The sequence below is a fragment of the Mesorhizobium robiniae genome, assembly GCF_040545535.1.
GTDB lineage: Bacteria > Pseudomonadota > Alphaproteobacteria > Rhizobiales > Rhizobiaceae > Mesorhizobium > Mesorhizobium robiniae.
The window spans coordinates 79,298-103,958 of the sequence record NZ_JBEPMC010000012.1; the positions used below are offsets into that span (position 1 = coordinate 79,298).

Here is a 24,661-nt window from a genome sequence, read left to right on the forward strand (position 1 = left end):
ATGGACGTCAGAGGGACCATCATGAACAAGTATCTTTTGTCGGCCTGCGCGCTTTTCGCTCTCGGGACTGGCGCGGCTTTCGCTCATGTCACGCTCGAAACGCAGGAGGCGGCGGTCGGTTCGACCTACAAGGCGATCCTGCGCGTGCCGCATGGCTGCGAGGGCAAGGCGACGACCGCCGTGCGCGTGCAAGTTCCGGAAGGGGTGATTTCGGTAAAGCCGATGCCGAAGCCCGGCTGGACGCTGCAGGTCAAGAAGGGCAAATACGAGAAGTCCTACCGGCTCTATGGCGAGACGGTGACGTCAGGCGTTAGGGAAGTCGACTGGAGCGGCGGCAGCCTGCCCGACGAATTCTACGACGAATTCGTCTTCCGCGGCACACTGGCGGCGGAACTGCCGGCCGGCCAAACGCTCCACTTCCCGGTGGTGCAGGAATGCGACGGCGCCGCCGAACGCTGGATCGAGATTCCGGCGGCCGGCCAGGATGGGGATGCGCTGGAATATCCCGCGCCTGGCCTCAAGCTGCTGCCGAAGAAATAATCCTTCTTGCGGCGCGCTCCGTTCGAAAGAGCGCGCCGCCGTTTTCGTGACAGCGATATATGACCATGGTATCTTTTCGGAGGGCGATCTACAGGGTCGGCAAGCGCGCCGGTTGGCCTGCCATTGGCCTTCTGGCCGCGATCATGCTCGCCGTCATTGCCGTGCCAAATCAGGCCTTTGCCCATGCGGCAATGGTCACAACCGATCCGGTCGACGGCACGGTGCTGGGACAAAGCCCGACGCAATTTTCGCTGACTTTCAGCGAGCCGGTTTCCCCACTGGTGCTCACTCTGGTGCGGCCCGATGGCACGCCGCTCCCGCTGACAGCGTTCCGCCTTAATGACCAGACGGTCGAGATCGACAATCCGCAAACGCTCGGATCCGGCACGCATGTGCTGAGCTGGCGGGTGATTTCCGCCGATGGTCATCCAGTCGGCGGCTCGGTGCTGTTTTCCATCGGCGCGCCGAGTGCTGCGCCGGCCGTCTCCGAAGCTGCCGACCGGGGCCTGAGGTCGGCGATATGGATCGGCAAGGTCTTTCTCTATGTCGGCCTCTTTCTCGGCGTCGGCGGCGCCTTTGCCATCGCCTGGCTGGCAAAGGGCGGGCGTTCCGGCCAGCGCTTCGTCATCGCCGCAATCCTGGGCGGCCTTGTCGCGGCGTCGGTGTCTCTCGGCTTGCAGGGACTGGACGCGCTCGGTGCGCCGCTCGTCCGGCTGACGCAGCCCGGCGTCTGGCAGGCCGGGCTCGGCACAAGCTTCGGCCGGACGGTGCTGGTCGCGCTGGTGGCGCTCGGGCTTGGCCTGCTGTCGCTGATCGTGCCGCGCGGCAGTGCAAGACTGTTTGCCCTTGCCGGCTTGGCCGGTGTCGGTGCCGCCCTTGCCGCCAGCGGGCACGCAAGTGCCGCCGAACCGCAATGGCTGACACGGCCGATGGTGTTCCTGCACGGTGCCGGCATTGCCTTCTGGGCCGGGGCGCTGGCGCCGCTTGGCCTGGCCATGTGGCGGAAGCCGGTCGAGGCCACGCCTTTCCTGCGCCGGTTTTCCCTGGGGATACTGCCTGTCGTGGCCGTGCTTGCGGCCACCGGCATCGTGCTGGCCATCATCCAGGTGGAAGCGCCCGCAGCTTTGCTCGACACCGCCTATGGCCGGCTGCTGCTGATCAAGCTGGGGCTGTTGTTCTTCCTGTTCACGCTGGCCGCGACCAACCGTTGGAAGCTGACCGGTCCGGCCGAAGCGGGGGAGACGGAAGTACAGAGGAGGCTGGTCCGCTCGATCGGCATTGAGATGCTGATCGTTCTGGCGATTTTCGGTGTTGCCGCCGGCTGGCGCTTCACGCCGCCGCCACGCGCCCTGGCGATCGCAGCAGCGCAGCCGGCATCGGTCCATATCCACACGCCGAAGGCGATGGCCGACCTCAGCATCACGCCCGGCCATGTTGGGCCGGTTGCCGCGTCTATCGTCATCATGACCGGCGATTTCGGCCCGCTCGACGCTAAGCAAGTGACGTTGGTGCTGTCAAAACCCGATACCGGCATCGAGCCGATCAAACGCGCGGCGACAAAGCGCGACGATGGTACCTGGCGTGTCGTCGATCTCGTCGTCCCGGTCCCCGGCCGGTGGACGGCGCGGCTCGATATTCTCGTCTCGGATTTCGAGATCGTGAAGATCGAGGCGCCGATCGATATCAGGCGGTGAGGACCAGCCGGCAGTCTGCGCAACACATTTCGGCGAGGCGGTTGACGCAGGCTTGAAGGCCCGTCATTCATTTCGGCAAGATTGGCATTTCGACAAGAATGGCATCCCGAGAAAAATGGGCGTCGCCACAACTCGTCGCCTCAACAAAAGATCCGAAAGCAGGGAAGAAACGATGGAAAAAGCCGAAATCGGCCTGATCGGCCTTGGCACGATGGGTTCCAACCTGGCGCTCAACATCGCCGAGAAGGGGCACCGCATAGCCGTCTTCAACCGCACCGCCGCCCGCACCGACGCCTTTGTCGAGAATGCCGGCGCGCTGAAGGACATGGTCGTGCCCTGCTACAGCCTGGAGGAACTCGCCGCCGCCATCCGGCCGCCGCGTCCGATCATCATCATGGTGCTGGCCGGCAAGCCGGTCGACGAGCAGATCGCGGCGCTGCGCGGCGTGCTCTCGGACAACGACATCGTCATCGATGCCGGCAACGCCAATTTCCGTGACACGATGCGGCGCTTCTCCGAGCTTGCCGATTCGGGCCTCACCTTCATCGGCATGGGCGTGTCCGGCGGCGAGGAGGGGGCTCGCCATGGACCGTCGATCATGGTCGGCGGCACGGAAGAGTCCTGGAAGCGCGTCGAAAAGGTGCTGACCGCCATTTCGGCCAAGTTCACGGATGAGCCCTGCGCGGCATGGCTTGGCACCGATGGCGCCGGGCATTTCGTCAAGACCATCCATAACGGCATCGAATACGCCGACATGCAGATGATCGCCGAGATCTACGGCATCTTGCGTGACGGCTTAGGCATGGGGCCGAAGGAGATCGCACAAGTCTTCGCCGACTGGAACAAGGGCAGGCTCAGCTCGTACCTGATCGAGATCACCGCAAAGGTGCTGGCCGCCGACGATCCGAAGACCGGCAAGCCGATGGTCGACATCATTCTCGACCGCGCCGGCCAGAAAGGCACGGGTAAATGGTCGGTCATCGAGGCGCAGCAGCTCGGCATTCCGGCCACCGCGATCGAGGCCGCGGTGGCGGCGCGTGTGCTGTCATCGATCAAGGACGAGCGGCTGGCCGCCGAAAAGGCCTACGGCAATGGCGGCGTGACCAAGATTTCCGGAGACAAGGACGCGTTCCTGAGGGATCTGGAACTGGCGCTGTTCGCCGGCAAGATCGCTGCCTATGCGCAAGGCTTCGCGGTGATGAGCGGCGCGTCGAAGGAATTCAACTGGAACCTGCCGATGCCGACCATCGCCAAAATCTGGCGCGCCGGCTGCATCATCCGCTCGCAAATGCTCGACACGATGGCGGAAGCCTTCGGCGCGAGTGGCGGCACGACCAATCTCCTGATGGCGCCGGCCTTCATCACGATGATGCAGGAGGCGCATCCGTCGCTCAGGCGCATCGTGGCAAGGGCGTCGGAGGCTGGCTCGCCGGTGCCGGCGCTGTCGTCGGCGCTTGCCTATTTCGACAGCTACCGCCAAGGCCGCGGCACCTCGAACCTGATCCAGGCACAACGCGATTTCTTCGGCGCGCACGGCTTCGAACGCATCGACGGGCCGGGCGCATTCCATGGCCCATGGGGCAGCGGAGCGGCGGGTTAGCGCCGCGACTTGGACCTAGAGCCCAATTTTGCGGTTGCCAGAAAGCAGACATCTCCAGCCAACAACTGGGTGTCGGGTCGCGCCAGGAACCTGCTATGCCGGTAGAGACGATTGACGGTCTCATCGGTATCGGCGGAGCCGCGAATCTGTGGTAAGCCGCCGCTCAATCAACCAAAGGATGACATCTGTGAGCGAACCGACCGTGGCCCAGGCAACTGAAAATATCTATGCCTCGCTGCGGGCGGACAATGCCGACATCGACGCACATATCGCGACGCTTAAAGCGGCGCTGATACGAGAAGGGTTAAAACAGGCGGTGTTCGATCCTACCAAGTTGGCGCAGAACAACCGCTCGGGGCGCAAGTTGATGCAGGCCTATTTTCGGCAGCGCGGCGTGAGCGTGAGGTTTTCGGACCAGTAGAGCCGCGCGCGGGTGATCTCAAGCGTGCCGTTTCTCGGGCCGGTCCGGCGGTTCGCCATCCGGGCCTCGGGACTGCGCACAATCCCGGTCATTCCGCTGGCCCCTGCCGTCCTCCAGAAGCGGACATCGCTAGTGACCAGGAGGACGCTTCAGTTTTTCGATAACCGCTGAGCCGACAGCAACCGGTATCGCTCCCACTCCATCCGGGTTACGATGCGTGGCTGAGAACGGGCGCGGGCGCCTCGTCGAACCACCTACGTCAGGAGGGCAGCATGAAATCGCCGACGGTGAGAGTTATGGCCGCAGCCGATGAAGATTCAGCGGTCGAGATAATCGTGCTGGCGTTTGCAGCGGACCCTATGGCGCGATGGACCTGGCCGCATGCACACCCGTACCTTGCAGCCATGCCGCGAATGGCCCGCGCGTTCGGGCGCAAGGCATTCTCTAACGGAAGCGCCTTTTGCACCGACGGCTACGCCGGGACGGCGCTGTGGCTGCCGCCCGGCGTGCATTCCGACGAGGAAGAGCTTGGCGCCGTGCTCGAGAGCACGGTTGAATCCTCTCTCGCCCCTGAAACCGCGGCCATATTCGAGCAGATGGCCACGTACCACCCGACCGAACCGCATTGGTACCTGCCCCTGATCGGCGTCGACCCGGCGCATCAAGGCGAAGGTCACGGCGATGCCCTGATGGCGTACGCGCTCGCGCAGTGCGACCGCGATCACGCGCCGGCCTATTTGGAATCCTCGAACCCGCGCAACATATCATTCTACCAGCGGCATGGCTTCGAATCGCTCGGCGCGATCCAGGTCGGTTCGTCGCCGACGCTCATTCCGATGCTGCGGCGACCTCGTTGAGCGTCAGTTTGATCAGATAGTTTGACCCTGTGGGACGTTCAGGGCGGCCACGGAGCGGTCGAGCACGCCGTCGAAGCCGCGCACGAGATCCGAGATCAATTCCGGAAGCTCGGTTTCCGAATTTCTTGTCCGCCCCCATGTGGAGCCCAGTTCAATTTGAACACACCAGCTCTAGTCGGGACGGCGATAGGCCAGAACTTCGGTCGGCACGCTCAGGCTCTGCAGTGAGCCAGGTGCCGCGCCGCCGATCCAGCCCAGCACGGAACGGGCGAGCTCGGCGCCGGCCAGCCGGAAGTCCTCGTTGACGACCAGCAATTCCCTGCGAAACAGATGCAGCAGGTCCGACGACTGCTTGGACACCACGTCGACGTCCCGGCCGAGCTTGAGGCCGGCGTCCTCGATGCCGGCAACGATGGCGAGCGTCGCGGCGGCGGCGCTGCTGACGAAGCCATCCGGCCTGACGTCGCGGCGCATCAGCTGCGCGGTCCTCATCCTGATCTGCTCAATCGAGTGGTCGATCGAAACGGTGTTGAACGGGATCTCGCTGGCGCCGACCTCGCTCAGCGCATCGGTGAAGCCATTCAGCGCATGGCGGTGATAGGTCAGCTCGACTGGCGGTGCCAGCAGGGCCAGCCTGCGGCGGCCGATGCCGGCCAGGTGGCGCACAGCTTCGGTTGCGAACGCGTAGTTGTCGAAATCATGATAGGGGTGGATCAGCCCCATATCGGTGCGGCCGTGCGTGGCAAACGGGATTCCCCGCTCCAGCATGTAGCGGGCCCTGGGGTCATTGGGCTGGGTGCGCGAAATGATGACGCCGTCGGCGGAGCCGGTCTCAACGAGATAACGTATCGGGTCGAGGGGATCCTGCGAGCGTGAATAGGGTGTGACGATCAGGTGATAGGGCGTGTCGGCGATGACTTCCGAGACGCCGTAGATGATGTCAGAGACAAAGCTCATGATCTCGTGCTCGGTGTTGAGCACGAGGCTGATGACGTTGGTCTTGCCGGTCCGCAGGCGCACGCCGGCACGGTTGGGGCGGTAGCCGATCTGCCTGGCGACGAGCTGGACGCGCCGCCTGGTCTCGGCGCCGATTTCGGGCGCGTCCTTCAGCGCCCGCGACACGGTGGTGACGCCCAGCCCGGTCATGAAGGCAAGCGTCTTCAGCGTCGGCCGGCCCTGTCCCGACGCCTCGTCGTCCTTCTCCGTCTGATGTCTGTCCATTCATCCCGCCCGTCAGGCGCATAGCAGTTGCCGTGCAGACCGGCAATCGGCGGACTGTGGCTCGCCCGCGACTCTCCGCCTGATGAGCATCCTATACACTGAAACGTTACAGATTGTCACTTGCCATCGCCCAGCGGTTTGGGGCAGGTGCTCTGCACGAGCGACATTCCAGTTGAGGCGAAGTCGCTGGGCGTCGGCAAGATCTGCCTCACGAAGCAATTTTCGCCTATTTTCAGGCATTGCAGCATCCTTTTTGCAATGCAACCTGTCTTTCTGCGGTGCAGCGGCCGGCAATTGCAGGAGCGGATTTATTCGCGGCTCGAAAAAATGGCCAACCTCTCCTATTGAGGGGTTGCACCCCTAACGCAATTGCCGTATCGAAAATCTGTAACGTTTCAGATTCTGGGAGGAGCCGAAATGCGATACCAATTCATCACCGCTGCGTTGGCAGTGACAACTGTGCTGCCAATCGCCGGCCCGGCGGCAGCGACGGATCTGGAAGTCACCCATTGGTGGACTTCGGGCGGCGAGGCGGCAGCGGTCGCCGAACTCGCCAAGGCGTTCGACGCGACAGGCAATCATTGGATCGATGGCGCTATCGCCGGCTCCGGCGGCACGGCGCGGCCGATCATGATCAGCCGCATCACTGGCGGCGATCCGATGGGCGCGACCCAGTTCAACCACGGCCGGCAAGCGGAAGAACTGGTGCAGGCCGGTCTGATGCGCGACTTGACCGATCTCGCCACCAAGGACAAGTGGGCGGAAATCGTACAGCCCAAGAGCCTGCTCGACGGCTGTACCCTCGACGGCAAGATCTATTGCGTGCCGGTCAATATTCACTCCTGGCAGTGGCTGTGGCTGTCGAACGCTGCCTTCGAAAAGGCCGGTGTGCCGGTGCCGAAGGATTGGAACGAGTATGTCGCAGCCGCCCCTGCACTGGAAAAGGCAGGCATCATACCGCTCGCGGTCGGCGGGCAGCCCTGGCAATCCTCCGGGACCTTCGACGTGCTGCTTACGGCGGTCGGCGGCACGGATACTTTCTTGAAGGTCTATCGCGACAAGGACGCGGAATTCGCTGCCGGGCCCGAGGTCGCCAAGGTGTTCAAGGCCGCCGACGATGCCCGCAAGATGGCGAAGAACACCAATGTGCAGGACTGGAACCAGGCCACAAATCTCGTCATTGCCGGCAAGGCCGGCGGCCAGATCATGGGCGACTGGGCGCAGGGCGAATTCCAGGTAGCCGGCCAGACCGCCGGCAAGGACTATACGTGTCTTCCTGGCCTTGGCCTGAACGAGGTCATCGCCACCGGCGGTGACGCCTTTTACTTCCCGCTGCTGCAGGACGCTGAAAAGTCCAAGGCGCAGGAAGCGCTGGCCGAAACGCTGCTCGACCCCAAGACGCAGGTCGCCTTCAACCTCAAGAAGGGTTCGCTGCCGGTGCGCGGCGATATCGACCTCCAGGCGGCGAACGACTGCATGAAGAAAGGGCTCGCCATCCTGGCCAAGGGCAGCGTCATGCCCTGGACCGACCAACTGCTGACGCAGGACACCCAAAAGCAGAAGGAGGACCTTTTCTCCGAGTTCTTCGCCAAGCCTGACATGACCGTGGAAGAGGCGCAAAAGCGCTTCGCCGACATCGTCGCCTCAGCGGACTGACGATCGACGAACCGCTCGCTCCCGACCCGCCGCGGGGCCGGGAGCTCAAGGCCCTGACCCTTCGGCCTTGACCCTTCGGCCTTACCCGATCCAGCCCGGCTGTGCAGATGAGCAAGAGCGAACGCCCCAACCAACTCTTCCGCAATCTTAACGCCAAGATTGCCTCTATTCCGATGGTCCTCACCGCACTGGTGATCTTCGTCGGCGGCAGCGCGTGGACGGTCCTCTATTCCTTCACCAATTCGAAGCTCCTGCCGCGGCTGAACTTCGTCGGGCTCGACCAGTATTATCGGCTGTGGTCGACGCAGCGCTGGCTGGTCTCGATTGAGAACCTCCTGATTTACGGCGTGCTGTCGCTGGTGTTTTCTCTCGTCATCGGCTTCGTGCTGGCGGCGCTGCTCGACCAGAAGATCCGCTTCGAGGATACGTTCCGCACGATCTTCCTCTACCCCTTCGCGCTCTCCTTCATCGTCACCGGTCTTGTCTGGCAGTGGCTGCTCAATCCGGAGTTCGGAATCCAGGGGGTGGTGCGCGGGCTCGGCTGGGAGAGCTTCAATTTCGATCCGCTCTACAACTCCGACATCGTCATCTACGGCATATTGATCGCCGCGCTATGGCAAGGCACCGGGCTCATCATGTGCCTGATGCTGGCGGGCCTGCGCGGCATCGACGAGGATATCTGGAAGGCCGCGCGGGTGGATGGGATACCCACCTTGAAGACCTATCTCTTCATCATCATCCCGATGATGCGGCCGGTCTTCATCACCGCGCTTGTCATCATCGCTGCCGGTATCGTCAAGGTTTATGACCTCGTCGTCGCCCAGACCAGCGGCGGTCCCGGCATCGCCTCCGAAGTGCCGGCCAAATATGTCTACGACTATATGTTCTTCGCCCAGAATCTGGGCCAGGGCTTCGCCGCCTCGACGATGATGCTGCTGTCGGTGGTGGTCGTCATCGTGCCGTGGGCCTATCTCGAATTCGGAGGCAAGAAGCGTGTCTGACCTTGCCGTTTCCCTGCCCGCCGGTACGGGCTCTATCGGGTTTGGGCCGCGAGGGCCGAAGCCGCGGCATGTGTTCTCGCGCCGCAACATCTTCCTGTATGGCACGCTCATCGTCGTGGCGCTGTACTATGTGCTGCCGCTCTATGTGATGGTGGTGACGTCGCTCAAGGGGATGCCGGAGATACGTCTCGGCAACATCTTCTCGCCGCCGCTCGAGATCACCTTTGAGCCTTGGGTGAAGGCCTGGTCCAGCGCCTGCACCGGCCTCAACTGCGACGGGCTGTCGCGCGGTTTCTGGAATTCGGTGCGCATCACCGTTCCTTCGGTTATCCTGTCGATCGCGATCGCTTCGGTGAACGGCTATGCGCTTGCCAACTGGCGCTTCAAGGGGGCCGACACTTTCTTCGTCATCCTGATCGTCGGCGCCTTCATTCCCTATCAGGTGATGATCTATCCGATCGTCATCATCCTGCGCGAAATCGGCCTCTACGGCAGCCTGAGCGGCCTGGTGATCGTCCATTCCATCTTCGGCATGCCGATCCTGACACTGTTGTTCCGCAACTATTTTTCTTCGATGCCGGAGGAGTTGTTCCGGGCGGCGCGCGTCGACGGCGCCGGCTTCTGGGGCATTTATTTGCGTATCATGCTGCCGATGTCGCTGCCGATCTTCGTCGTCGCCATCATCCTGCAGGTGACCGGCATCTGGAACGACTTCCTGTTCGGCGTCGTCTACACCCGTCCCGACACCTATCCGATGACAGTGCAGCTCAACAACATCGTCAACTCGGTGCAAGGCGTGAAGGAATACAACGTCAACATGGCTGCCACCATCCTGACCGGCCTGGTACCGCTCATCGTCTACTTCATTTCCGGCAAGCTCTTCGTGCGTGGCATCGCCGCCGGCGCGGTGAAAGGATGATGATGACAAGACTCGAAAATCCCATCCAGAATCCCAGTGTCTCGATCCAGGACCTGTCGCTGAATTTCGGCGCGATTTCGGTGCTGGAGACGCTCAACATCGATGTCGCCGAGGGCGAGTTCATCGTGCTGCTCGGTCCGTCCGGCTGCGGCAAGTCGACCTTGCTCAACTGCATCGCCGGCCTGCTCGACGTTTCGGACGGCCGCATCTTCATCAAAGGCAAGAACGTCACCTGGGAGGAGCCCAAGGACCGCGGCATCGGCATGGTGTTCCAGTCCTATGCGCTCTACCCGCAGATGACGGTGGAGAAGAACCTGTCGTTCGGACTGCGCGTCGCCGGCATCGCCAAGGACGAGATCGCCAAGCGCATCGCGCGGGCCGCGGAAATCCTGCAGATCGAGCCGCTGCTGCAACGCAAGCCGTCGGCGCTGTCGGGCGGCCAGCGCCAGCGTGTGGCCATCGGGCGGGCGCTGGTGCGCGACGTCGACGTTTTCCTGTTCGATGAGCCGCTTTCCAATCTCGACGCCAAGCTGCGTGCGGAACTGCGTGTCGAAATCAAGCTGCTGCACAGCAAGCTGCAGAACACCATGATCTATGTCACCCACGACCAGATCGAGGCGATGACGCTGGCCGACCGCATCGCGGTGATGAAGGGCGGCGTGATCCAGCAGCTCGACGCACCGCAGACCATCTACAATCGCCCGGTCAACCGTTTCGTCGCCGGCTTCCTCGGCTCGCCGGCGATGAATTTCCTCGACGGCCGGCTGGAGAAGGACAACGGCAATTGGCACTTCGCCGCCGAGGATGTGCGGATCCCGCTTGCCACCTACGCTTTCGAAAAGGAGCCCGTGCCGGGGGCTGCCGTGTTCGGTATCCGGCCCGAGCATGTCGCGTTCAACAGCGGCACTGGATGGCCGTTCACAGCCACGTCAAATGTCGTGGTCGTCGAGCCCATGGGTTCCGACACGCTGGTCTGGCTGAAGCTCGCAAATCAGAATTTCACGGTGCGGGTGACATCCGAGCGGACGCCAACCAACGCCGACACCGTGAGCATCGGTTTTGATCCGATGCGCGCTTCGCTGTTCGACGCCGCAACTGGTAACCGCCTGTAACGCCCCAGACCTCGTTCCCAAGAACTTCACCTCAAGCACATCCATCCCCCAGAGAACGGACAGAGACGATGAATTGGTCATTCCAACTTTACAGCGCCCGCAATTTCCAACCTTGGGACGGGGTGCTGAAGATGCTGGGCGAGCTCGGCTATGCGCAAGTCGAGGGGTTCGGCGGCGTCTATGACGATCCCAAGGCATTTCGTGCCGAACTCGACAAGAACGGCCTCACCATGCCGACCGGCCATTTCTCGATCGATGCGCTCGAGAAGGATTTTGACGGTGTGCGCAAAATCGCCGACGCGCTCGGCATCACACTGCTGATCTGCCCCTATCTAGTCGCCGAGAGCAGGCCGACCGACACGGAAGGATGGCGCAATTTCGGCGCCCGCCTGGCCAAGATCGGCGAGACGGCAGGCAAAGCCGGCTATGGCTTTGCCTGGCACAATCATGATTTCGAGTTCAAGAAGCTTGCCGACGGCTCGGTGCCGCAGGAGCATATCCTGGCGGCAGCGCCCGATATCGGCTGGGAGATGGACGTGGCCTGGGTGGTGCGCGGCGGCGACGATCCGATGCCCTGGATCGAGAAATATGGCAAACGCATCGCTGCCATTCATGTCAAGGACATCGCCAAGCCTGGCGAGGGCCTCGACGAGGACGGCTGGTCGGATGTCGGTCACGGCACGATCGACTGGACCGGCCTGATCAAAGCACTACGCGCCAAAAGCGCCGCCAAATACTACGTCATGGAACAGGACAATCCCAACGACGCCGAGCGCTTCGCGCGCCGCTCGATCGCAGCCGCCAAGACCTATTAGGAGCAAATCAGCATGGCAAAAAAACTCGGGGTCGGCGTCATCGGCTGCGGCAACATCTCGCAGGCGTATTTCTCGTTTGCGCCGCTGTTTCGCGGCATCGAGATGCGCGCCTGCGCAGATATCAACATGGATGCGGCCAAGGCGCGGGCGAAGGAGTTCAAGCTGCGGGCCGAGACGGTCGAAGGGCTGCTCAAGGCCGGCGACATCGACATCATCGTCAACCTCACCGTTCCGGCGGTGCACTACGAAGTGTCGAAACAAATCCTCGATGCCGGCAAGCACGTCTATTCTGAAAAGCCGTTCGTGCTGTCGGTCAAGGAGGGGCTCGACCTGAAGAAGCTGGCGGAGAGAGACGGACTGCGCATCGGGTCAGCGCCCGACACTTTCCTCGGTGGCGCGCACCAGCTTGTCCGCAACCTGATCGATACCGGCAAGCTCGGCAAGATCACCAGCGGCACATGCCACGTGATGAGCCATGGGATGGAGCATTGGCACCCCAATCCGGACTTCTTCTTCCAGCCTGGCGCTGGGCCGGTGCTCGACATCGGACCCTATTACATCACCAATTTAATCCAGCTGATCGGGCCGGTGAAGCAGGTGGCAGCCTTCGCTTCGATCCCGACGACAGAACGCACCATCTCGTCCAAGCCTCGCGCGGGCGAAAAAATCCTGGTCGCCACGCCGACGACGATTCACGGCGTGATGGAGTTCGAAAATGGCGCCGTGGTGACGCTCAATACGAGCTGGGACGTGTGGAGCCACGGCCATGCGCCGATGGAGCTCTACGGCGAGTTGGGCACGGTGTTCTTGCCGGATCCGAATTTCTTCGGCGGCGACGTTCGCATCACCGACGCCGCCAAGCCGGTCAAGAAGCTGCCGAAATGGAAGCATCCGTTTGGCGTGGCCAACCAGATGCATTCGCACGGCATGATGGCCAACTACCGCACCGCCGGTCTCGCCGACATGGCGCTGGCGATTGCGGAAGGCCGGCCGCATCGGTGCTCGATGGAACTGGCGCTGCATGCCGTCGATGTGATGACCGGTATGCTGCGATCGGGCGCGAGCGGAAAGTTCGTCGCCATGCAGACCACCTGCGAACGGCCTGCGGCACTGGGCGTCAAAGAGGCGAAAGAGCTGTTGGCCAAGAAGAAATAAGACGCGCGCTTCAGTGATTGCGACACGTCTAGTTTACCGTCGACCCCTCTCCCCATAGAAACGGGGAGAGGCTAAGGGTGAGAGGCAGAGCCGACTCCCCCTTTTCGCGGTGGGAACTGCCGGGCTTGCTTTTAATTTGAGGATCTCCCATGCCCTATGTGCCCGCCGAAAACCGCTACGAGAAGATGATCTACAATCGCTGCGGGCGATCCGGCCTGAAATTGCCGGCGATCTCGCTCGGGCTCTGGCACAATTTCGGTGACGACACGCCGCACCGGACCAAGCAGGCGATCGCGCGCAAGGCCTTCGATCTCGGCATCACGCATTTCGACCTCGCCAACAATTACGGTCCACCGCCCGGTTCGGCGGAGACGGCTTTCGGAGAAATCCTGCGGGCGGATTTCTCTGGTTATCGCGACGAGCTGATTATCTCGACCAAGGCTGGCTATGAGATGTGGGCCGGGCCCTACGGCGAATGGGGCGGGCGCAAATATGTGCTGGCCAGCCTCGACCAGAGCCTGAAGCGGATGGGGCTCGACTATGTCGACATCTTCTATTCGCACCGCTTCGACCCCGAAACGCCGCTGGAAGAAACGATGGGCGCGCTCGATCACGCGGTGCGCTCGGGCAAGGCGCTTTATGCCGGCATCTCCTCCTACAATTCGCAGCGCACGCGCGAGGCCGCCGACATATTGAAGCAGCTCGGCACGCCATGCGTCATCCACCAGCCGAGCTATTCGATGCTCAATCGCTGGGTCGAGGACGACGGTCTGCTCGACACGCTGGAGGGGCTCGGCGTCGGCTCGATCGTGTTCACGCCGCTGGCGCAAGGCATGTTGACCGACAAATATCTCGGCGGCATCCCTGAGGGCAGCCGCGCCAGCCAAGGCAAGTCGCTGAAGGCGGCTTTCATCAACGACAAAACCATCGCCAACATCAAGGCGCTGAACGTCATAGCCGGCCGCCGCGGGCAGACGCTGGCGCAGATGGCGCTGGCCTGGGTGTTGCGCAAGGGCCGGGTGACCTCGGCGTTGATCGGCGCCAGCCGGCCGGAGCAGGTCGAGGACTGCGTCGGCGCGCTGAAGGCGCTCGACTTCAGCGATGCCGAGCTCGCCGAAATCGACACCTATGCGCGCGAAGCCGACATCAATCTGTGGGCCGCCTCCGCCGAGCGCAAGGGTCCGCCACGGAAGTGACTGGAAACGCATAGATGCGGCGGAAACTGCTCCCGCCGTTTTCATTTACTCGGCCGCCAATAACTGCTCGACGTTGGGTCTGCTCGGAGTTGGCCGGCTTCTGGGCATGCCGGCACAGAAACAGTAGCAAAGAGGCCCGTTCGTCGCTATCTGGATAGGATTGAAGCCGCTTGCATGCGGAAATGACGTGCGAGCGGCGCGAACGGGTTGGATACGGAATCATGGCGGCAAGGGATGTGCTGACGAAAAACCAGTTGTGCGTGCTCGAGAAACTCGAGGCCGCCAGCGGTCCGCTCAGCGCCTATACACTGCTCGACCAGCTTCGCGAGCGGGGCTTCCGCGCACCGCTGCAGGTCTATCGCGCGCTCGACACGCTGGTGAAGTCCGGTTTCGTGCACAGGCTCGAAAGCCTCAATTCCTTTGTCGCCTGCGCCGAGCCGCACGACCACAGCCATTCGATGACCGCCTTCGCCATCTGCGACACATGCGGGCAGGTGACGGAGTTCTCCGACCATGATGTCGGACACCGGCTCGACGAATGGGTGCGCTCGACCGGCTTTGCCGCCAAGAAGGCAGTGATCGAGTTCCGCGGCACCTGTGCGAAATGCCGGGCCGAGGCAGCTTAGATCAGGAAGCGGATCGGTCTTCGAACTGCCAACGATGGGCACTTAGGAAACGGGTCTTCTTGAGGTATGCCGGATGTGCAGGATCTCGATTGCATCGGCACGGGCGCGATAGAAAACTTTTGTAGGGATAGTGACCTATGAAGAGAACGCGAACGTCAGGGATATCGGTCGCGTGACCACTTTCTGGAAATTCGGCAAGTCGCGAAATCCCAGCTTGGATCCGGGAAATGACTGAATAGGCACCCTGAGGCGATCGCTCTTCGAGGTAGTTGAAAATCGCTTCGCTCGGCAAAGGCTTGCCGCGTGAATCGGACCTTCATAGCCTGCGGCGAATGTCGGCAGCGCGAACCGTATCCTCATCTACGAAGGTGCCGTGATCGGCCTCTGCGAGTCCTGCTGTTACGGCGCGGCGCTCTGTTTCCGACGTGGCATATAGACCGGTTCGGCGCGCTTCAATGACGCGGGCATAGTCGGCGAGTTCTTCTTGGTCTTCGCGAGGCCAAGCTTCCGCGTGCTTTACCAGATTTTCGAGTGTCTTGGTGATCATGGGGGGCAATATAGCACACCGCTGCTTCTCGTGAACCTTGAACCGAAATATGGCTCAACGGCAGGCGCGCAACCTGAGGAAGTGAGCCACACCAGATACTTGCCGTCCTAGACTAAACGGGAAGTCGATAGCGGCCCCGAACTAATGCGCCTCTTCCCAATTGTTGGCGGCGCGGGCGTCGACATGCAGCGGCACCGACATCGACACCGCCGGCATCGCGGCGTTCTCCATCACATGGCGCACGACGGGGATCGTCGCCTCGACCTCCGCCTCCACCGTCTCGAAAACCAGCTCGTCATGCACTTGCAGCAGCATGCGGGCCGACAGCTTCGCCTTTTCCAGCGCGTCGTCCATGCGGATCATTGCGCGGCGGATGATGTCGGCCGCGGTGCCCTGCAGCCGGGCATTGATCGAGGCGCGCTCGTTGAAGGCGCGGACTGAAGGGTTTGACGACCGTATTTCCGGATAGTGGATGCGGCGACCGAAGATCGTTTCGACGAAGCCGTGCTCGCGGGCATAGGCCTTGGTCGCGTCGATATAGTCGCGGATGCCGGGGAAGCGCTCGAAATATTTCTTGATGTAGGCGCCGGCCTCTTCGCGCGGGATAGACAGCTGATTGGCGAGGCCAAAAGCGGAAATGCCGTAGATGATGCCAAAATTGATCGCCTTGGCGCGGCGGCGTATCTCCGAGGGCATGCCCTCGACCGGCACGTTGAACATCTCCGACGCGGTGATGGCGTGGATGTCGGCGCCGTCGGCAAACGCCTGCTTGAGCTGCGGGATCTCGGCGACATGGGCGAGCACGCGCAGCTCGATCTGGCTGTAGTCGGCGGAAACCAGCTTGTTGCCCTTGTCGGCGATGAAAGCCGTCCTGATCTTTCGCCCCTCGATCGTGCGGACCGGAATGTTCTGCAAATTGGGATCGGAGGACGACAGCCGGCCCGTCGTCGTCGCGGCAAGGGCATAGGAAGTGTGAACGCGTTTCGTATCGGGATGGACGAAACCGGGCAGCGCGTCGGTATAGGTCGATTTCAATTTGGTCAGCTGCCGCCAGTCGACGATCTTGCGCGGCAACTCGTGGCCTTCGGCGGCGAGGTCTTCGAGGAGCTGCGCCGAGGTCGACCACTGGCCGGTCTTGGTCTTGGAGCCGCCGGGCAGGCCCATCCTGCCGAACAAGATGTCGCCGAGCTGTTTTGGCGAGCCGATATTGATGCGCTCGCCGACGAGCTGGTAGATTTCATCCTCCAGCCGCGCGGCGCCCTGTGACAGTTCTCCGGAGAGCCGCGACAGGATCTGCCGGTCGACGGAGATGCCGCGCTGCTCCATCCTCGCCAGCACCGGCACCAGCGGCCGTTCCAGCCGCTCGTAGACCGAGACGAGGCCCTTGGCGGCAAGCCGTGGCTTGAGCACCCGCCAGAGCCTGAGCGTCACATCGGCGTGCTCGGCGGCATAGGCCGTGGCCTTTTCGATATCGACCTGGTCGAAGCCAACGAAGCTCCTTCCCGAGCCGGCCAGTTCCTTGAGCGGAATGGTCGAGTGGCCGAGCCACTTTTCCGACAGGGCGGCCATGCTGTGGCCGCCGGAGGTGCCTGCGTCGAGCACGTAGGAAATCAGCATGGTGTCGTCGAAGGGGGCGACGTCTATGCCGTGGCGGCTCATCACGACGAGATCGTATTTGAGCTCCTGAACGATCTTGAGAACCGACTTGTCCTCCAGCAGCGGCTTCAGAATGCCAAGCGCCTCGCGGATCGGGATCTGGTTTTCGACCACTCCGCCGCCGAGCAGGTCACCGTTGCCGCTTTTATGGGCGAGCGGAACATAGGCGGCGCGGCCGGGGGCGGTGGCCATGGAGAGGCCGATCAGTTCGGCCTGCATAGGGTCGGTTGAGGTGGTCTCGGTGTCGAAGGCGACGACGCCGGTCTCCACCGCCTCTGCCACCCACGCCCTCAGCGCTGCTGTGTCGCGGATGGTGACGTAGGCGCTGGTGTCGATCTTCCTGGCGGTGGCGTCCTCGAAGCGAAGCGCCGAGAGAAGAGAAGGGGTGTCGCCTTCCTTGGGCTCCACCTTGATGGTGGCCGGCACCGCTTCCCCGGCTTCGTCTGTCGCTGCGCCCGCCGCGCTTTCGGCGGCTGCCGGCACTCCAAACCCCACATCGGGGCCATGCGCCGTGTCGGCGCGCTCGACAATGACGGGAACGGCTTTGACGTCAGCCGCTTCCGTTCCGGTCGCTTCGGCCACGCGGCGGGTCAGCGTGGAGAATTCCATGGTCTTAAGGAAGCCGATCAGCTTTGGTCCGTCGGGCGGGTGCAACACGAAATCATCGAGCCCGCCGACCACCGGCACATCGTTCTTAAGCGTCACCAGGTCACGCGAAATGCGCGCTTTGTCGGCATTGGCGATGATCGATTCGCGACGCTTGTCCTGCTTGATCTCGCCGGCGCGCGCCAACAGCCCGTCGAGGTCGCCGAACTGTTCGAGCAATTGTGCCGCCGTCTTCGGCCCGATGCCGGGTACGCCCGGTACATTGTCGACCGAATCGCCGGTCAGCGCCTGCAGGTCGATCATCTTTTCGGGCGGCACGCCCCATTTCTCGACGACTTCAGGAATGCCGATCTGACGATCCTTCATCGGGTCGTACATGCCGACCGTTGCGCCGACCAGCTGCATCAGGTCCTTGTCGGAAGAGATGATGGTGGTGTCGGCGCCGGCCTCGCAGGCAAGCCGGCAATAGGTGGCGATCAGGTCGTCGGCCTCGAAGCCCTCCATCTCGATGCAGGGCAGGTTGAAGGCCCTGGTCGCCTGGCGGATCAGGCCGAACTGCGGGATCAGATCTTCCGGCGGCGCTGAGCGGTTGGCCTTGTATTCGGGGTAGAGATCGTTGCGGAAGGTCTTCGACGAATAGTCGAAGATGACGGCAAAATGCGTCGGCACCACGCCGACATCGGTGTTGCGGGCGTCCTGCGTCAGCTTCCACACCATATTGCAGAAGCCAAGCACGGCACTGGTCGGCAGCCCGTCGGATTTGCGGGTCAGTGGCGGCAGTGCGTGATAGGCACGAAAGATGTAGCCGGAGCCGTCGACAAGGAAGAGATGATCGCCTTTTTTCATGGGACGAAGGGATAGCGCGGCGCAGCGCCGTGGTCCATGCCAAAGGCGGCCTCACCACCGGTTCCTGCAAACTCCCTGACAAGTCGATCGATCACGGGGTCGATCGATCACGGGTCGAGCGATCACGGGCATGTTACGAAAGTGTAATCTTCGTGCCCTTGAATCGCCACGTTCGGAGACACAGATAAACGCCATCGGCATTTTTCGCCGACGTCCGGAGCAAGGCCCGTCCCCCGCCTATCCCGGACACTTGCGGCAGCCTATCCCCCCTCTCCGGGCTGCCGCATCGTTTCGAGAAAAGGCCGCCGTGGTTCCCCCTCCACCACGGCGGCATTTTTTTTGCCTTTGGGCGCCCGTGGTCCAACGACCACCGGCTTTGCGTTTCTGCCTCGCGGCTTTAGGGTTGCCGCTCAGAATCGAAAGGCTGATAAAATGTCCGCAGTTTCCCCCGTCCTCGACCGCCTCGACAAGAACCTCGACGAGAGCCTGGAGCGCCTGTTCGGCCTGCTCAGGATCAAGTCGATCTCGACCGATCCAGCCTACGCCGCAGACTGCCGCAAAGCGGCGGAATGGCTGGTGGCGGAGCTCAAGCTGATCGGCTTCGATGCCAGCATGCGTGACACGCCGGGCCATCCGATGGTGGTGGCGCATCATGACGGGCCGGCGGGCGCACCGCATGTCCTTTTCTATGGCCATTACGACGTGCAGCCGATCGATCCGATCGAGCTCTGGGACAACGACCCGTTCGCGCCTTCGATAAAGGAGATCGAGCCCGGCCGCCGGGCGATCACGGGGCGTGGTTCGGCCGACGACAAGGGGCAGTTGATGACCTTCGTCGAGGCTTGCCGCGCCTGGAAGCAGGTGCATGGCGGGTTGCCGTGCCGCATCACGATCCTGTTCGAGGGCGAGGAGGAGTCCGGCTCGCCATCGCTGAAGCCGTTCCTCGAGGCAAACGCGTCCGAGCTCAAGGCCGACTTCGCGCTTGTCTGCGACACCGGAATGTGGGACCGCGATACGCCGTCGATCTGTGTCGCGCTGCGTGGGCTGGTCGGCGAGGAGATCACGGTGAAAGCCGCCGACCGCGACCTGCATTCCGGCCTCTATGGCGGTGCTGCCGCCAATCCGATCCGCATCCTGGCCAGGATCCTGGCCGACATCCACGACGAGAACGGTCATGTCACCATTCCTGGGTTCTATGACGGTGTCGAGGAGACGCCTTCGCAGGTCCTGAAGTCGTGGGAGACGCTCGGCGAGACCGCCGAGACATTCCTTGGACCTGTCGGCCTGTCGATTCCATCCGGCGAAACGGGCCGCTCGGTGCTCGAACTCACCTGGGCGCGGCCGACAGCCGAGTTCAACGGCATTATCGGCGGCTATACCGGCAAAGGGTTCAAGACCGTGATCGCGGCGGAAGCCTCGGCAAAGGTGTCCTTCCGCCTCGTCCACAAGCAGGATCCGGAGAAGATCCGCGCCGCTTTCCAGGCCTTCGTCAGGGAGCGCGTCCCGGCCGACTGCTCAGTCGATTTCCACCCGCATGGCGGCTCGCCGGCGATCCAGCTTTCCTACGACTCGCCGTTCCTCGCCAAGGCCAAGGACGCGCTGTCCGACGAATGGCCGAAGCCTGCGGTGACGACGGGAAGCGGCGGCTCGATCCCGGTGGTCGGCGATTTCCAGACCTATCTCGGCATCGAATCCCTGCTGGTTGGTTTCGGGCTCGACGATGATCGCATCCATTCGCCGAACGAGAAATACGAGATGAGTTCCTTCCATAAGGGGCAACGCTCCTGGGCACGCATTCTCGATGCACTGACACGCTGACAGGACCCGAGAATTCAACTTTCTGTTGATTTTTCATCGGATCGCGGCGAGGACGGGCTATCGCGTTGTGCGTCCAGTTGGACGCACAACGTATGCATGGGCCGCGACCGGAGAAGACGATGAGCGAAATCCGCTTCCATAAGAACGACCTGCCGGGGCTCTTGCACTACGACGTCGGGGCGGTCGCCATCGACACGGAGACGCTGGGGCTCAATCCGCATCGCGACCGGCTTTGCGTGGTGCAGATCTCGCCGGGCGACGGTTCCGCCGACGTCATCCAGATCGCGCCCGGCCAGAAGAAGGCGCCAAACCTCGTCAGCCTGCTCAGGAACCGCAGCATAACCAAGCTCTTCCATTTCGGCCGTTTCGATCTCGCCGTGCTCTACAATGCCTTCGGCGTCATGCCGGAGCCGGTGTTCTGCACCAAGATCGCCTCGCGGCTTACCCGAACCTACACCGACCGGCACGGGCTGAAGGACATTTGCTTCGAGCTTCTCGGCGTCAGCCTGTCTAAGGCGCAGCAATCGTCGGACTGGGCGTCAGAGACGCTGTCGCCCGAACAGCTCGAATACGCAGCCTCCGACGTGCTCTATCTGCACCAGCTGCGCGATGTGCTGACGGCGCGGCTGGCGCGCGACAACCGGACCAAGGAGGCCGAGGCCTGCTTTCGCTTCCTGCCGACGCGTGCGAAGCTCGACCTGATGGGTTGGGATGAGACGGACATCTTCGCCCACAGCTAAGAGAACCGTTTGGAAATTCTACTCTGGCGGCCATCTGATGGCGTTTCCTGCGCTTCCGGTGCTCACGGACCAGATGTCCGCTGCGCTCCGGTTCTCGAAACCACCATCATATGACTCGCCAGAGCGAATTTCGAAACAGTCTCTAGGTGGAACCAGATGTTCGCCGCGACGTTCTGTCGGTCCATGGAGGGGATGAAATGGCTGCCCGGGAACCAATCGAAACGGCGCCTAAGGACGGCTCCAAGGTCACCGTCTACTGGAAGGACAGCGACGGCGTGATGAACGAATCCATCGCCCAGTACCGGTCGATCGACCGGCTGAAAGCGGCCGGCGGCGACTGGGACGAGAACGACACCGGCTGGTGGGCCTATACGGACGGTCATACGCAAAGGAAGATCGAGCCGATCAGCTGGCGGCCTGCATCCGGGGATGACGACGACGAATGATGCCGCTGGCGGGAGCGGTTGCTTTCCAATAGTTTGGACCCATTGCAATCGGTGGTCGATTCGGAGTTTTCTGCTCCGCGACCGTTCGCTCAGGAGGGAACTGCAATGGGTGTTGAGAGCCTGCTCGTCTTCATCATCATCGGCGCCATCGCCGGCTGGCTCGCCGGCCTGATCGTCAAGGGTTTCGGCCTCGGCCTGGTCGGCAATATCGTCGTCGGCATCGTCGGTGCCTTGATTGCCGGCTGGCTCTTTCCAAGGCTGGGGTTCGCCATAGGCGGCGGTATATTTGCCTCCATCATCCACGCTACGATCGGCGCGGTCATCCTGCTCGTGCTGATCAAGCTGGTGAAGCAGGCCTGATCCTTCCAAGCACATCAAGGGCGCGCCATGAAACAGAACACCCTCTATCTCGTCATCGGCGCGCTCGTTGTCGTGGTCATCGCGCTCGGCATCTATGTCTATCGCGAGCAAACCAGACCCAAGGGCGTGGAACTCAAGATCGACGATAACGGTATTTCGATCCAGGAGAACTGAGTGCGGGGTTTGGGCGGCAGATGCGAGAGCGCCGCCTGACCTGTGGGTCGATGTCGGTGCGGCGCCAGGTGCCCGCAGGCCATCAGCGCAACCCTGAAGCGATTGCCTCGATACAGTATATTTGTTCTTGCTTTGTGCCGTCAGTTATGCTAGTAATTCCAGTACGGTGTTGATTTGCGCCAATGATCCGTCCCCGCCCGCCCAGGCGGGCTTTTTGTTTGTGCGCCAGCTTTCGCAGGTTGCCGGTCGCAGCCGTCTCGGAAGCGACTGAATACACTTAGCCTCAATTTTTCCCGACTTAACCCGCCTTTAAACCGCCGCATCTACTCTTCACCCCGAACGCCATAGGCATCGGGACAGACAGCACAGCGCATGGCGAACCGCAGAGACAGCCGCATCGAACCCAGTTTCGAGGGACCGCCACGGGCGACATCCTCGGCCGGTTTTTCGGTGAGCGAGGAGGATCGCGTCGTGCCGAGCAACCGCAAGACCTCTGCAAAGCGCCAATCGGCCAAGACGAAATCGTCGCGCCGCGGACGCGGCAAAAGCCGGCGCGGCCTGTTCGGCGTGTTCGGCCGGTTGTTTTACTGGTGCTTTGTGCTGGCCATCTGGGGCGGGATCGCGACTGCCGGCATCGTCGTCTATTACGGCGCGAAAATGCCGGCGGCCACCACTTGGGCGATTCCCGACCGCGCGCCAAATATCAGGATCGTCTCCGTCGACGGAAACCTGCTTGCCAATCGCGGCATGAGCGGCGGCGAGGCCGTCGGCCTGCATGAAATGTCGACCTATATTCCCGAGGCCGTCATCGCCATCGAAGATCGCCGCTTCTATTCGCATTTGGGCATCGATCCGATCGGCCTGACCAGGGCCATGGTGGCCAATATTCTCGGCGGGCGTTTTTCGCAGGGCGGCTCGACGCTGACCCAGCAACTGGCGAAGAACCTGTTCCTGACCCCCGATCGCACGCTGGAACGCAAGGTGCAGGAAGTGCTATTGGCGCTGTGGCTCGAGCACAAGCACACCAAGGACCAGATCCTCGAAATGTACCTCAACCGGGTCTATTTCGGCTCCGGAGCCTATGGTGTCGAAGCGGCCTCGCGCCGCTATTTCGGAAAGAGCGCGCGCGATGTCACGCTGCCTGAGGCCGCACTCCTCGCCGGCCTGTTGAAAGCGCCGTCGCGACTGTCTCCGGCGCGTGACCCGAAGGCGGCCGAGCAGCGCTCGCAACTCGTGCTGGCCGCCATGCGCGATGAAGGCAAGATCAGCGCCAAGGAGCTGACCACGGCGATGAGCGCGCCGGCGGCGCGGGTGGCGTCCTACTGGACGGGCTCGGAAAACTATGTCGCCGATACAATCATGGAAGAACTGCCCGACCTGATCGGCGACGTGCGCGGCGACATCATCGTCGACACCACCGTCGATCTCACGCTGCAGAAGCTCGCTGAACAATCGATCCGCCGACTGATAGACGGCAGCGGCAAGAAGCTCAATGCCAGCCAGGGTGTGTTGGTGTCGATCGACAATTCAGGCGCGGTACGTGCCATGGTCGGCGGCTATGATTATTCGACCAGCCAGTTCGACCGTGCCTCGGAAGCGCGCCGCCAGCCGGGCTCGGCGTTCAAGCCCTTTGTTTACATGGCGGCGCTGGAGGCCGGCCGCACGCCCGACAGCGTGCGCAACGACGCGCCAATCAAAATAGGCAAGTGGACGCCAACCAATTACGGCGGCAAGTATTTCGGCAAGGTGACGCTGGCGACGGCGCTGGCGAAGTCGCTGAACTCGGTGGCCGCCCAGCTGACCATGGAAGTCGGACCTGATGCGGTCGTCGAGGCGGCGCATCGGATGGGCATCGGGTCCGACCTCACGGCCAACACCTCGATCGCGCTTGGCACCTCTGAAGTGACGCCGCTGGAATTGACGTCGGCCTACGTCCCCTTCGCCAATGGCGGCTACCGGCCGGAAGTCCACTTTATTCGCCGCGTGACGACAGCCGGCGGCAAGGTGCTCTACGACAACAATGGTGGCGGCGCCCCGCGCGTCGTCAAGCCCGAGATCGTCGGTATGATGAACTCGATGATGACGGGCACGGTCGAAATCGGCACCGCCAGGAAGGCGGCCTTCGCCTGGCCGGCCGCCGGCAAGACCGGCACCAGCCAGAATTCGCGCGACGCCTGGTTCATCGGCTATACAGCCAATCTCACCACCGGCGTCTGGTTCGGCAATGACGATGGCAGCCCGATGAAGAAGGTCACCGGCGGCGCGCTGCCGGCGCAGGCCTGGCATGAATTCATGGTCGCCGCGCATGAAGGCGTACCGGTGCGGCCGCTGCCTGGAACATGGAGGTCGACGCCTGCCGATACAATCGTGCAGGATGAAATACCGTCCAACACTGCGCAACCGGTGCCGTCCGCTTCGGTTGGCCAATCCGCGCCGTCCGCCAAAAAAGCCTCATCGCCTCGCGCTGTGCATCCGGCCGAAACGGTCGATAGCGGCGGCTTCGGCATGCCGGGCGGTGACAGCGCCACCGCATCGATCAAACGCCCGGTGCCGCCCGGCGATGTCGGCGGCCCGGTCAAGAAGCGGCAGACCTCGATCCTCGACATCCTTACCGGCGGCTGATCCCCCTCGTCATCGCGGCAGTGTTCCGCTACA

Annotated in this window: 23 protein-coding genes; 20 read left to right on the plus strand and 3 right to left on the minus strand. The window is 62.5% G+C overall.

The window, feature by feature from the left end:
- The first annotated feature begins 21 nt into the window (after positions 1-21).
- The 5 genes from ABID19_RS27480 (at position 22) to ABID19_RS27500 (ending at position 5,112) form a co-directional block, all read left to right on the plus strand.
- Complete coding sequence (locus tag ABID19_RS27480) at positions 22-540, plus strand: YcnI family copper-binding membrane protein (RefSeq protein WP_354494043.1); 519 nt, start codon at positions 22-24, stop codon at positions 538-540.
- A gap of 65 nt (positions 541-605) precedes the next feature.
- Positions 606-2,234: a copper resistance CopC/CopD family protein gene (locus ABID19_RS27485; RefSeq protein ID WP_435528778.1), complete on the plus strand. Its 1,629-nt coding sequence runs from the start codon at positions 606-608 to the stop codon at positions 2,232-2,234.
- Positions 2,235-2,406: 172 nt separating this feature from the next.
- A complete protein-coding gene (gene gndA / locus ABID19_RS27490; RefSeq protein ID WP_354494045.1) occupies positions 2,407-3,834 on the plus strand; it encodes an NADP-dependent phosphogluconate dehydrogenase in 1,428 nt (475 codons plus the stop codon).
- Positions 3,835-4,012: 178 nt separating this feature from the next.
- Entirely contained in the window at positions 4,013-4,255 is a 243-nt protein-coding gene (locus tag ABID19_RS27495; protein WP_354494158.1) for a hypothetical protein, read from the plus strand.
- A gap of 272 nt (positions 4,256-4,527) precedes the next feature.
- Positions 4,528-5,112, plus strand: coding sequence for a GNAT family N-acetyltransferase (locus ABID19_RS27500; RefSeq protein ID WP_354494046.1), 585 nt, complete (start codon positions 4,528-4,530; stop codon positions 5,110-5,112).
- A gap of 171 nt (positions 5,113-5,283) precedes the next feature.
- Here ABID19_RS27500 and ABID19_RS27505 read toward each other — a convergent pair whose 3' ends face one another.
- Positions 5,284-6,333, minus strand: a complete 1,050-nt coding sequence (locus ABID19_RS27505; protein WP_354494047.1) for a LacI family transcriptional regulator — start codon at positions 6,331-6,333, stop codon at positions 5,284-5,286.
- Between the two features lie 120 nt (positions 6,334-6,453).
- On the opposite strand from ABID19_RS27505, the gene ABID19_RS27510 reads away from it, so the two are divergent.
- The 9 genes from ABID19_RS27510 to ABID19_RS27550 all read left to right on the plus strand — a co-directional run bounded on the left by ABID19_RS27510 (position 6,454) and on the right by ABID19_RS27550 (position 14,813).
- Positions 6,454-6,681, plus strand: a complete 228-nt coding sequence (locus ABID19_RS27510; protein WP_354494048.1) for a hypothetical protein — start codon at positions 6,454-6,456, stop codon at positions 6,679-6,681.
- 69 nt (positions 6,682-6,750) lie between these two features.
- Positions 6,751-7,989, plus strand: coding sequence for an ABC transporter substrate-binding protein (locus ABID19_RS27515; RefSeq protein ID WP_354494049.1), 1,239 nt, complete (start codon positions 6,751-6,753; stop codon positions 7,987-7,989).
- 107 nt (positions 7,990-8,096) lie between these two features.
- Positions 8,097-8,990: a carbohydrate ABC transporter permease gene (locus tag ABID19_RS27520; RefSeq protein WP_354494050.1), complete on the plus strand. Its 894-nt coding sequence runs from the start codon at positions 8,097-8,099 to the stop codon at positions 8,988-8,990.
- Positions 8,983-9,909, plus strand: a complete 927-nt coding sequence (locus ABID19_RS27525) for a carbohydrate ABC transporter permease (protein ID WP_354494051.1) — start codon at positions 8,983-8,985, stop codon at positions 9,907-9,909. The genes ABID19_RS27520 and ABID19_RS27525 overlap by 8 nt, the downstream gene beginning before the upstream one ends.
- Before the next feature lie 2 nt (positions 9,910-9,911).
- Positions 9,912-11,021: an ABC transporter ATP-binding protein gene (locus ABID19_RS27530; RefSeq protein ID WP_354494052.1), complete on the plus strand. Its 1,110-nt coding sequence runs from the start codon at positions 9,912-9,914 to the stop codon at positions 11,019-11,021.
- Positions 11,022-11,089: 68 nt separating this feature from the next.
- The gene (locus ABID19_RS27535) at positions 11,090-11,836 is read left to right on the plus strand and encodes a sugar phosphate isomerase/epimerase family protein (RefSeq protein ID WP_354494053.1); all 747 of its coding nucleotides are present in this window, start codon (positions 11,090-11,092) and stop codon (positions 11,834-11,836) included.
- A gap of 12 nt (positions 11,837-11,848) precedes the next feature.
- Positions 11,849-12,991: a Gfo/Idh/MocA family protein gene (locus tag ABID19_RS27540; protein ID WP_354494054.1), complete on the plus strand. Its 1,143-nt coding sequence runs from the start codon at positions 11,849-11,851 to the stop codon at positions 12,989-12,991.
- 149 nt (positions 12,992-13,140) lie between these two features.
- Positions 13,141-14,187: an L-glyceraldehyde 3-phosphate reductase gene (mgrA, locus tag ABID19_RS27545; protein ID WP_354494055.1), complete on the plus strand. Its 1,047-nt coding sequence runs from the start codon at positions 13,141-13,143 to the stop codon at positions 14,185-14,187.
- Between the two features lie 221 nt (positions 14,188-14,408).
- A complete protein-coding gene (locus tag ABID19_RS27550) occupies positions 14,409-14,813 on the plus strand; it encodes a Fur family transcriptional regulator (protein WP_126034730.1) in 405 nt (134 codons plus the stop codon).
- Between the two features lie 316 nt (positions 14,814-15,129).
- Here ABID19_RS27550 and ABID19_RS27555 read toward each other — a convergent pair whose 3' ends face one another.
- Positions 15,130-15,360: a hypothetical protein gene (locus tag ABID19_RS27555; protein WP_354494056.1), complete on the minus strand. Its 231-nt coding sequence runs from the start codon at positions 15,358-15,360 to the stop codon at positions 15,130-15,132.
- Positions 15,361-15,501: 141 nt separating this feature from the next.
- Positions 15,502-18,468 (minus strand): DNA polymerase I, encoded by a 2,967-nt coding sequence (gene polA, locus ABID19_RS27560; RefSeq protein WP_354494057.1) that lies wholly within the window; start codon positions 18,466-18,468, stop codon positions 15,502-15,504.
- A gap of 432 nt (positions 18,469-18,900) precedes the next feature.
- Between polA and ABID19_RS27565 the strand changes: the two genes are divergently transcribed.
- From ABID19_RS27565 to ABID19_RS27590, 6 genes are all read left to right on the plus strand, one after another.
- Entirely contained in the window at positions 18,901-20,286 is a 1,386-nt protein-coding gene (locus tag ABID19_RS27565) for a M20/M25/M40 family metallo-hydrolase (RefSeq protein ID WP_354494058.1), read from the plus strand.
- 119 nt (positions 20,287-20,405) lie between these two features.
- The gene (locus tag ABID19_RS27570) at positions 20,406-21,026 is read left to right on the plus strand and encodes a ribonuclease D (RefSeq protein ID WP_354494059.1); all 621 of its coding nucleotides are present in this window, start codon (positions 20,406-20,408) and stop codon (positions 21,024-21,026) included.
- Positions 21,027-21,223: 197 nt separating this feature from the next.
- Entirely contained in the window at positions 21,224-21,472 is a 249-nt protein-coding gene (locus ABID19_RS27575; RefSeq protein WP_354494060.1) for a hypothetical protein, read from the plus strand.
- 105 nt (positions 21,473-21,577) lie between these two features.
- Positions 21,578-21,832, plus strand: coding sequence for a GlsB/YeaQ/YmgE family stress response membrane protein (locus tag ABID19_RS27580; RefSeq protein ID WP_126034717.1), 255 nt, complete (start codon positions 21,578-21,580; stop codon positions 21,830-21,832).
- Positions 21,833-21,859: 27 nt separating this feature from the next.
- On the plus strand, positions 21,860-22,006 hold the full coding sequence (locus ABID19_RS27585; RefSeq protein ID WP_354494061.1) for a hypothetical protein: 147 nt from the start codon (positions 21,860-21,862) through the stop codon (positions 22,004-22,006).
- A 372-nt stretch (positions 22,007-22,378) separates the two neighbouring features.
- Positions 22,379-24,628: a transglycosylase domain-containing protein gene (locus ABID19_RS27590; protein WP_354494062.1), complete on the plus strand. Its 2,250-nt coding sequence runs from the start codon at positions 22,379-22,381 to the stop codon at positions 24,626-24,628.
- Positions 24,629-24,661: the final 33 nt, after the last annotated feature.

Excerpts from the sequence above, each read along its gene's own strand:
- ABID19_RS27495 (WP_354494158.1), top strand. The coding sequence starts at position 4,013 with ATGACATCTGTGAGCGAACCGACCGTGGCCCAGGCAACTGAAAATATC.
- ABID19_RS27505 (WP_354494047.1), bottom strand. The coding sequence starts at position 6,333 with ATGGACAGACATCAGACGGAGAAGGACGACGAGGCGTCGGGACAGGGC.
- ABID19_RS27550 (WP_126034730.1), top strand. The coding sequence starts at position 14,409 with ATGGCGGCAAGGGATGTGCTGACGAAAAACCAGTTGTGCGTGCTCGAG.
- ABID19_RS27530 (WP_354494052.1), top strand. The coding sequence starts at position 9,912 with ATGACAAGACTCGAAAATCCCATCCAGAATCCCAGTGTCTCGATCCAG.
- ABID19_RS27555 (WP_354494056.1), bottom strand. The coding sequence starts at position 15,360 with ATGATCACCAAGACACTCGAAAATCTGGTAAAGCACGCGGAAGCTTGG.
- ABID19_RS27575 (WP_354494060.1), top strand. The coding sequence starts at position 21,224 with ATGGCTGCCCGGGAACCAATCGAAACGGCGCCTAAGGACGGCTCCAAG.
- mgrA (WP_354494055.1), top strand. The coding sequence starts at position 13,141 with ATGCCCTATGTGCCCGCCGAAAACCGCTACGAGAAGATGATCTACAAT.
- ABID19_RS27515 (WP_354494049.1), top strand. The coding sequence starts at position 6,751 with ATGCGATACCAATTCATCACCGCTGCGTTGGCAGTGACAACTGTGCTG.
- gndA (WP_354494045.1), top strand. The coding sequence starts at position 2,407 with ATGGAAAAAGCCGAAATCGGCCTGATCGGCCTTGGCACGATGGGTTCC.
- ABID19_RS27535 (WP_354494053.1), top strand. The coding sequence starts at position 11,090 with ATGAATTGGTCATTCCAACTTTACAGCGCCCGCAATTTCCAACCTTGG.
- ABID19_RS27565 (WP_354494058.1), top strand. The coding sequence starts at position 18,901 with ATGTCCGCAGTTTCCCCCGTCCTCGACCGCCTCGACAAGAACCTCGAC.
- ABID19_RS27500 (WP_354494046.1), top strand. The coding sequence starts at position 4,528 with ATGAAATCGCCGACGGTGAGAGTTATGGCCGCAGCCGATGAAGATTCA.
- polA (WP_354494057.1), bottom strand. The coding sequence starts at position 18,468 with ATGAAAAAAGGCGATCATCTCTTCCTTGTCGACGGCTCCGGCTACATC.
- ABID19_RS27585 (WP_354494061.1), top strand. The coding sequence starts at position 21,860 with ATGAAACAGAACACCCTCTATCTCGTCATCGGCGCGCTCGTTGTCGTG.
- ABID19_RS27480 (WP_354494043.1), top strand. The coding sequence starts at position 22 with ATGAACAAGTATCTTTTGTCGGCCTGCGCGCTTTTCGCTCTCGGGACT.
- ABID19_RS27485 (WP_435528778.1), top strand. The coding sequence starts at position 606 with ATGGTATCTTTTCGGAGGGCGATCTACAGGGTCGGCAAGCGCGCCGGT.
- ABID19_RS27570 (WP_354494059.1), top strand. The coding sequence starts at position 20,406 with ATGAGCGAAATCCGCTTCCATAAGAACGACCTGCCGGGGCTCTTGCAC.
- ABID19_RS27580 (WP_126034717.1), top strand. The coding sequence starts at position 21,578 with ATGGGTGTTGAGAGCCTGCTCGTCTTCATCATCATCGGCGCCATCGCC.
- ABID19_RS27520 (WP_354494050.1), top strand. The coding sequence starts at position 8,097 with ATGAGCAAGAGCGAACGCCCCAACCAACTCTTCCGCAATCTTAACGCC.
- ABID19_RS27540 (WP_354494054.1), top strand. The coding sequence starts at position 11,849 with ATGGCAAAAAAACTCGGGGTCGGCGTCATCGGCTGCGGCAACATCTCG.
- ABID19_RS27590 (WP_354494062.1), top strand. The coding sequence starts at position 22,379 with ATGGCGAACCGCAGAGACAGCCGCATCGAACCCAGTTTCGAGGGACCG.